The organism is Methylorubrum sp. POS3, from assembly GCF_043352485.1.
In the GTDB taxonomy this organism is placed as follows: domain Bacteria; phylum Pseudomonadota; class Alphaproteobacteria; order Rhizobiales; family Beijerinckiaceae; genus Methylobacterium; species Methylobacterium suomiense.
This window is the reverse complement of sequence record NZ_JAPRBT010000053.1, coordinates 1-7,081: the sequence shown is the minus strand read 5'-3', so window position 1 is coordinate 7,081 and position 7,081 is coordinate 1. Positions and strand designations below refer to the sequence as shown.

Annotated in this window: 11 protein-coding genes; 8 read left to right on the top strand and 3 right to left on the bottom strand. The window is 65.0% G+C overall.

The features are described from left to right. On the bottom strand, window positions 1-610 hold a 610-nt coding region (locus OWC43_RS24400; protein WP_393958889.1), incomplete at its 3' end, for an MT-A70 family methyltransferase. A 100-nt stretch (window positions 611-710) separates the two neighbouring features. After that, entirely contained in the window at window positions 711-1,418 is a 708-nt protein-coding gene (locus tag OWC43_RS24395) for a hypothetical protein (RefSeq protein WP_393958888.1), read from the bottom strand. A gap of 575 nt (window positions 1,419-1,993) precedes the next feature. On the opposite strand from OWC43_RS24395, the gene OWC43_RS24390 reads away from it, so the two are divergent. The 8 genes from OWC43_RS24390 (at window position 1,994) to OWC43_RS24355 (ending at window position 6,489) form a co-directional block, all read left to right on the top strand. Beyond that, entirely contained in the window at window positions 1,994-2,518 is a 525-nt protein-coding gene (locus tag OWC43_RS24390) for a hypothetical protein (RefSeq protein WP_393958887.1), read from the top strand. 378 nt (window positions 2,519-2,896) lie between these two features. Beyond that, window positions 2,897-3,343 carry a hypothetical protein gene (locus OWC43_RS24385; protein ID WP_393958886.1) on the top strand — a complete coding sequence of 149 codons (447 nt, stop codon included), beginning with the start codon at window positions 2,897-2,899 and terminating at the stop codon, window positions 3,341-3,343. After that, entirely contained in the window at window positions 3,340-3,633 is a 294-nt protein-coding gene (locus OWC43_RS24380; RefSeq protein ID WP_393958885.1) for a hypothetical protein, read from the top strand. Before OWC43_RS24385 ends, OWC43_RS24380 begins: the two co-directional genes overlap by 4 nt. Then, window positions 3,630-4,034, top strand: coding sequence for a hypothetical protein (locus tag OWC43_RS24375; RefSeq protein ID WP_393958884.1), 405 nt, complete (start codon window positions 3,630-3,632; stop codon window positions 4,032-4,034). The genes OWC43_RS24380 and OWC43_RS24375 overlap by 4 nt, the downstream gene beginning before the upstream one ends. 30 nt (window positions 4,035-4,064) lie before the next feature. Next, window positions 4,065-4,508 carry a helix-turn-helix domain-containing protein gene (locus OWC43_RS24370; RefSeq protein ID WP_393958883.1) on the top strand — a complete coding sequence of 148 codons (444 nt, stop codon included), beginning with the start codon at window positions 4,065-4,067 and terminating at the stop codon, window positions 4,506-4,508. Next, window positions 4,508-4,732, top strand: coding sequence for a hypothetical protein (locus OWC43_RS24365; RefSeq protein WP_393958882.1), 225 nt, complete (start codon window positions 4,508-4,510; stop codon window positions 4,730-4,732). The genes OWC43_RS24370 and OWC43_RS24365 overlap by 1 nt, the downstream gene beginning before the upstream one ends. Next, complete coding sequence (locus OWC43_RS24360) at window positions 4,729-5,016, top strand: hypothetical protein (protein WP_393958881.1); 288 nt, start codon at window positions 4,729-4,731, stop codon at window positions 5,014-5,016. The genes OWC43_RS24365 and OWC43_RS24360 overlap by 4 nt, the downstream gene beginning before the upstream one ends. 291 nt (window positions 5,017-5,307) lie before the next feature. Continuing rightward, entirely contained in the window at window positions 5,308-6,489 is a 1,182-nt protein-coding gene (locus OWC43_RS24355; protein WP_393958880.1) for a tyrosine-type recombinase/integrase, read from the top strand. Window positions 6,490-6,616: 127 nt separating this feature from the next. On the opposite strand, the gene OWC43_RS24350 is transcribed toward OWC43_RS24355, so the two are convergent. Continuing rightward, window positions 6,617-7,003 carry a tyrosine-type recombinase/integrase gene (locus OWC43_RS24350; protein ID WP_393958879.1) on the bottom strand — a complete coding sequence of 129 codons (387 nt, stop codon included), beginning with the start codon at window positions 7,001-7,003 and terminating at the stop codon, window positions 6,617-6,619. Window positions 7,004-7,081: the final 78 nt, after the last annotated feature.

The following is a 7,081-nucleotide window of genomic DNA, read 5'->3' as shown; positions in this document are numbered from 1 at the left end:
CCATCGACCAGGCCGTCTTCCGGTAGGTGAGGATCTGCTTGAAGTCGTAGCCCCAGCCCTGGACCAGCCGCACCGCCATCGGCACGAACGGCCCCGGCGCATGGACGTAGAGATGGCCTTCCGCCAGCGCCCAGGCCGCCAACGGCATCGCGGCGATCTCGGACTCGGTCATGGTCGCGTAGGGCGGGCGCTGATGGGCCGAGACGCTCTCGTCCTGCCAGGGCGGATCGAACACCAGCGTGGCGAACCGGGCCTGGATCGGGGCCAGCCGGCGCACCCGTTCCAGATCAGCCAGACGCCGCATCCGGTTGAACGCGTCGTGGATGTTCTCCGAGCGCTCGAGGTAGTCGACCACCGGGCCGAACAGCGCCGGCTCGGCCTCGGCCGCCGCGTAGATCGCGTTGCACTTCTCGGCGAGCACGCCGGAGACGCCGGCCTGCCGCCCGATCAGCTCCCGCACCCGGCCGGTCTCGGGCCGGGCACCCTCGGACAATTTGCCGGGGGTCCGCCCCGTCCGAATGCGGACTTCGGCCTGCGCCCGCTTCAGCGGCCCGAGCACGAGCCACAATTCTCGAATCTCGCGGGGGGACAGACGTGCGCGATTCCGCATGCGGGCACCCGATAGGAATCGATTCGGATTCTGAGTCTGGGATGGGCGGGAGGGGGTGTCCCGCCCGGGGCTCATGCGCTGGCGCGGCCTGTCGAGGCGGTCATGGCGCCGTGCCCCGGAAGGTGACGCCGCAGAACGTCCAGCGCTCGGCGTTCTCCGCCATCTCCGCCTGGGTTCGGGCCAGCTCGTCCTCGAGATGTGCCTGATCGGCCAGAATCTGCGCGCCGGTCAGCCAACGCGCGTCCGCATCCGGCAGCACGGCGGCGATCAACGCCGGGCCGTAGGCGACGACGCAGAGCAGGAAGTTGCGGCCGTTCGGCAGCGCCTCGCGCCTCAGCATTTTTTCTACGCTGTCGAGCGGGATACCCGTCAGCGCTGCGCAATGCTCCGCCGGCTTGGATGGATGCTGCGCCCGGATGAAGGCGGCGAAGGCCGCAGGCTCCACCGTCAGCCGGCGCGGCACCGGCCGCGGCGTCACGAGGTTTCCGCCCTCCCGTCTCGGCGCGGTGCCGCAGGCTGAATCCGGCGCGGGAAGTGCAGGAGGCGCGTCGTGTTCGGGAAACAGGCCCTCGATCACCGCCGTCAGCTCGCCGACCGCCGCGACGGCCTCGTCCGGCAGCGCCCGAATCCGCGCCAGCGCCCCGGCGAAGCGCTGAGCCACCGCGTCACCGGCCTCCTCCGAAATGTCCTGCAGCCGGGCGAAGGCCGCCGCGATCGGCGCAGCCCAATCCTCGGCCGTCATCTCCGCGATCGTGTCGGCGGCCTCGGCCACGTCCTCGCGCAGATCGTCGAGCCAGTCCGGACTCATCGTGACCTCGCGGCGAGGGTCACCAACACGGCAACGGCCGCCGCTGCCAGGGCGAGGCGCCCGGCTTCGACCGTTGCCCGGCCGCGCAGTCCGTCCCGGAGGGCGGAATTGATTCTCAGGATCAGCGGTAGCGCCGCGATTGATAGTATCGCAGAACAGGCTAGACTTGCAGACAACATCAGTGGGACCGCAATGTTTCAGTGCGATCTATTTCGAAGAAATCGCTTGGACTGACTCGGTTGGAAGTCACTTTGCCAATTAATGGCATCATCCTCTTGCGGGGAATCCGTGAGCCATTGCGCCATTTTTCAACGGCACGAGGGGAGCAGCTTTCAGGCGGGCTGAGGTGCCGGCTGACAGCTTCTGCGAAGGACACATCGGTGTGCCCTTCTTCTTTCATCCAATCGCGCAGTTTCATGGCTCTGGCCCTACTGCCGGCCAGTTCCCCCGAATTGGGGGAAAAAGTCAACACGATCTCCCCCAAATCGTCGGAGGACGACTGAGAGCTATGCGCGCATTGTCCCCCCATTATGTCGCATAACCTTAGAAGCCTTCGTCTCGGGCGCCGGTGGCGTATGGAAGACGCTGCAAATGCCTTCGGGCTGAGCCCGAAGGGCTACGAAAAGCTTGAATATAGCGAGCGCGGTCTTTCGCTTGAACGGATCATACAAGCTTCAAAGATCTATTCAGTCTCAGTCGAAGAAGTGTTAGCTGTTGGAGAACCAATTAAAATTGTGGGAGTGATAACCCATGGTGGTGTTATCCACTATCACGATGAGAGTTTGAAACTAGAAATTGCTCCCCGTCCTTCAGGACAGTTCGCGCACGCTGCAGCTTTACGCGTGGACAAGGGGGTCGCATTGCCGGGGATCGCATTGGAGGATTTCATCGTCTATTATGGCGAGAAGCATGATGGCGTATCCAACGATTTTATATCAAAACTTTGCGTCGTTAAGGTTCGAAATGGTGATACGCTAGTTAGACGTATTTTTGAGGGCGGAAAACCTGATAATTTTGATTTAGTAGGCGTTGGTCTAGAGACGATCAGAAACGCCGAAATCGAATGGTCAGCCCGCGTCGAGTGGATAAAGCCTAGCTAACTTTTTTGCTACGCTGCTATCCATTTTGAACCCATGATAATCACTGCATAGTCAAAGCAAGGATCATACGCTCACCCATGAGCAGGGCTGGATCCGACAGACAGGGATATGCCACCTGATCCAGCTCTGCATCAGCCAGCAGGCGAAACTTGTGTGAGCGAGAACAACCTAATGTCGATATATTCCCAGACCTTGCAGCCCACCATCGAACAAATCGGCTGATTCCCCCATAATGGGGGGTTGAAACGTCCCCCATTATGGGGGATTTTGGGGCGCGTCGAAGGAGACCGCGCCCATGCCGGTTCCAGAATTCCCCCATGTAAAGTTTGCGCTTGGGTCCACACCGCTATCGCAGGCTTCAATCTCCAAGGCGCGGCCATGAGCGAGGTCGCGCAATCGCTTCCTGCTCGGCTCCGCGTTGCTGCGACGACCATGGCGAACATTCGCTCAGCGCGTCTCGGTGAGGTGGCGAGCACGAATGTCCTCGACGCGTTGTCGGAAAACTCCTTCCGAACCATCGTGGAGGAGGCGCAAGCAATCCTCCAAGCGGTGGATGATCATGACGCGCTGATCACGGCCGATCTCGGAAATCCGAACGCCGTAGGCATCGAGGATGTCGAACGTCTCGCTGTCGCGCTCGGGGCCGGTACCCTCGCCCTCTTGGTACGCGACCGGCTCGGACGTGCGCGCGCCCTTCTGTGGGCGCGCGCAGCGGACCCAACACTGATCACGGGCGATGCCGCCCAGGCTCTCTGGTCTGGGCTGGCCCGGGCCATCCGCGAACAGCCCGCTTCCCCCAAGCAGCCAGAGGAGCCTGCTCCGTGATCCAGCGACACCGCGTCTACGCGCCGCCGCGCCAACTGGCGCTGACCCTGGCTGCTCACCCTGAGACCGCCCGCGCCACGCCGGAAGCGGCACGCCAGATCCTCATTCGTGAGTTCGACACGGCCGACATCGCCGCCGGCCTTGATGAGGCGATGGAGATGGCCCGCACCGGCCTCGTGCTCGCCGCCTCGAACCACCCGCTCGCACTGGCGCTGGGCCACGCCCGGGATGTTGTGGCCCTCGGCGTATTTCTGATCGGCGGCTTCGCGCTCTGGGCCCCGCTGCCGTGACCCGCCCGGCCTACTTCCCCGCCCGACTCTACGACTTCGACATCACCCGCGCCGATGACGGCTCGGAGCGGCGGCCCGCCCTCGGCGTCATCAGCGCCGTGATGGACCCGCGCGACTTCGGCACCTTCCTCACCTGGGTCGGCGCCCTGCCGGCACCGGCGGAGTTCTGGGCCGCGCCGGATCTGGCACCGGGCCTGATCGTGCTGCCCTGCCGGATGACGCAGCATCCCGACACCGATGCGCAGCTCGCCGCCGACGCCTTCCTGACGGCCCTGGAACAGGCCTGCGGCCACGCCCGCCTCGCCCTCACCGAGGATCTCCTGCTGCGCCTCGCCGCGCTCACCCGGTCGATGGCCGCACGCGCGGAAGAGATCGGCCTCATCGAGCGCCCGTCCCAGTAGCCGCCCGTGCCCACCGAAAGGCCCGCCGCCATGAACGCCCACGATCCCCATCTTGCCGAGCCTCGTGGCCGTCGCATCACCGATGCGGACCGCCTGGTTGGGCTGCGCATCGCCAGCCTGCGGAAGGCCGGCGGCTTCAGCCGGGCGACCCTGGGCGCCGCGATCGGCGTGACCTTCCAGCAGATCGAGAAATACGAGGTGGGCCGGAATCGCGTCGGCGCCGGGCGGCTTCAGGCGGTCGCCCGCTTCTTCGACGTGCCCGTGGCGAGCTTCTTCGAGGGCGCCGACGATCGTCCGGGAAGCGGCGAACGAGCCGAGATCCTCACCATCCTGCGTGAGCCGGGCGCAATCGATCTTCTCACCACCTACGCCGCGATTCCCGACGCGGCGATGCGCCGGCAGGTGCTGGCGCTGCTGCGCACCACCCTCCGCCTTAGCCGGGGGCCGACGCCCGAACCGGAGGCCGGCGCCTGATGTACGATGGGGTGAAGCAACGCCATCCCGGCGCGCCCTGCGCCCTCGGCGCCCGCGTGCGCCGCGTCAGCGACGGTGCGATCGGCACCATCGCCCCGCCACGGCCGGGCATCACCGGCATCCACGTCCGCATCGACGGCGCATGGCCACCCGTCGACGTGCACCCGCGGGATCTCGAATATCTCACCGCGCCCGTGGCCGCTCTCGGCGGAGGCGCTCGGTGAGTGCCCCCGCACCGATCCGCGCGGCCGACGCGCTGCGCACCCTGGCCCAACTCCTCGGTATCGACGAGGATGCGATCGGCGCCGACACCGTCGCCACCTTCGAGCGCGACGCGAGCGCAGCCCTGGGCCTGACGCAGGCCCTGCGCTTCTTCTCCGACCCCTACGCCGCCGACTTGGTGAGAGCGTTCCTCGACGTCGAAGACCCGGCCGGCCGCCGCGCCATCGCCAACACCTGCTGCGCCATCGCCGGCAGCTTCAATGTGCAGAAGGCGGTCCGATCATGATCGCGGTCACACCGCCGATCGGCGTCCAAGGGATGGAAGACCGCGGAGCATGACGAGCGCCCACCATCACATGGCGGTCCCGGATCGCCTCGCCCGCGCGTTCGAAGGCCGAACCAGCCTGAACCTTTCCGAGACGGCCGACGCCCTCGAGATGGACGAGAAAACCCTGCTTGCCGACGTCAAGCGAGGTGCGGTCAAGTACGTCCTGCGGGGGTCTGGGCAACACCGGAAACTGCGCCGTTTCCTGTTGGCCGACGTGTTGGACTACCTCGAGAACGAAAAGCGCCAGGAATGTCCGTCTACAAGCGCCCCGACTCCTCGTTCTACTGGTGCGAGTTCACGATCGAAGGTGATCGGTTTCGCCTCTCTACGGGCCAGACTGAACGGCGTGCCGCCCAACTCGCCGAAAAGCAGCTGAAGGCTGAAGCAAAGGCTGATCGAGCGGCTGAAAAAGCGCAACGAAAAACCTGGGGCGGGAAGCCCGCCCCGACGATGGGTTACTTGGTCGAGCTTTATTGGGAGGAGGTCGGCAAGCACCACGCGGTGCCGAAGACGACGTGGCGCTCTCTGGAATGGCTGGTCGATCACTTCGGTGTCGACACGCTGATCACCGAGATTACCGGCCAGCGCATTGCTGAAATGGTCGCCAAGCGCCGTGGCATCCGCGTCGAGCGCGACAGGAAGACGACCGCCCTGCGGGAGGTCCCGAGCGACAAGGTGCAGAATGCGACCGTGAATCGCTACGCCGTGGACCCTCTGCGGAAACTGTTCCTCCGCGCGCGCGACATCTGGGGTTATCCGGTCATGTCCCCGAAATGGGGGCAATACCGCCTACGCGAGCCCGAGGAGCGCGTCCGCGAGGCGGTTGGCACCGAGGAAGAAGATATCGTCGCTGCACTGGGCCCGGATTACGGCCGACTGTTCCGGTTCATGATGGCCGCCGGCTGCCGTGCGCAAGGCGCGCTCGTGACGTGGCAGCAGATCGACCGGTTGAGCATGCTCATCAGGGTCAAGAACAAGGGGCGGGACGGGCAGGCGCGATTCTACACGATCCCGCTCACCCAACATCAGCTGGCCATCTTGGACGAAGGCCTCGGCCACCACCCGACCCACGTCTTCACCTACGAGCAGCGCCGACCCGGCAAGAACGCCGACGGCACGCCGAAGCTGCCCCAGCGTCTGCCGATCACGGAAAACGGCTTTAAGACGCAGTGGCGCCGGCATGTGCGCAACGCGGGCATCGCCGAGGGTTTCCGCCGACACGACACCCGCCACACGATGGGGACCCGCCTTGTGCGGACCACCGGCAATCTGAAGCTCGCGCAGAAGCAGCTCGGGCACTCACGGATCGAGACGACGATGCGTTACGCCCACGTCCTGGTCGAAGATATTCGAGCCGGCGTCGAGGCCATGGAGAAGGCACAGGTCGCTCGAAATCCCCACGTTATCCACCCACGGTCGGCCAAGAAGTGAGCTAACGTATTGCTACTAATAGACTTATTTCGATGGGCTCGAAGCCTGGGGGACTAGGGGTCGTGGGTTCGAATCCCGCCACTCCGACCATAAATTTTAAGGGTTTAGCCGGGGTCTGGCCGATGGGTCAGGCCCCGGTTTCCATTTTGGTTTCCATCTGTCTTGTGCGGCGGTGGTCTTCCAGCTTCGCAATAGCGCTCCGCGCGAGCGTTCGGGTCCGGGCCAGATAGCGGTCAAGGATCTTCTGCGCATGGGCCTGAGAGTGCCCGGTGATCGTCGCGATTTCTGGCACCGTGCAGCCGGCCTCAGCCAGCATGGTCACGGCCGTTCCCCGCAAGTCATGAAAATGGAGATCGTCGGCGATGCCGGCCGCCTTCACCGTCTCCGTCCAAATCGTATGGAAGTGGCGTTTCAGCCAAGGGCGGCCCGACGCCATTGTCAGGATCGTGGGGGAACGGCGAGGCGCTGAGGCGAGCGCTGCCTGGACGGCAGCCGTGGTCGGCACGTAGACCATGACCTTGCCCCCTGGCCTGCCCTCGTTCTGCAGCTAGGGTCCGTCGATCAGGAGACGGACGATGAAGAAAAGCCGGTT

What these genes read in the sequence shown, in the direction of transcription:
- OWC43_RS24395 (WP_393958888.1), bottom strand. Translation starts at nt 1,418, where the DNA reads ATGAGTCCGGACTGGCTCGACGATCTGCGCGAGGACGTGGCCGAGGCC.
- OWC43_RS24390 (WP_393958887.1), top strand. Translation starts at nt 1,994, where the DNA reads ATGGAAGACGCTGCAAATGCCTTCGGGCTGAGCCCGAAGGGCTACGAA.
- OWC43_RS24385 (WP_393958886.1), top strand. Translation starts at nt 2,897, where the DNA reads ATGAGCGAGGTCGCGCAATCGCTTCCTGCTCGGCTCCGCGTTGCTGCG.
- OWC43_RS24370 (WP_393958883.1), top strand. Translation starts at nt 4,065, where the DNA reads ATGAACGCCCACGATCCCCATCTTGCCGAGCCTCGTGGCCGTCGCATC.
- OWC43_RS24365 (WP_393958882.1), top strand. Translation starts at nt 4,508, where the DNA reads ATGTACGATGGGGTGAAGCAACGCCATCCCGGCGCGCCCTGCGCCCTC.
- OWC43_RS24355 (WP_393958880.1), top strand. Translation starts at nt 5,308, where the DNA reads ATGTCCGTCTACAAGCGCCCCGACTCCTCGTTCTACTGGTGCGAGTTC.
- OWC43_RS24350 (WP_393958879.1), bottom strand. Translation starts at nt 7,003, where the DNA reads ATGGTCTACGTGCCGACCACGGCTGCCGTCCAGGCAGCGCTCGCCTCA.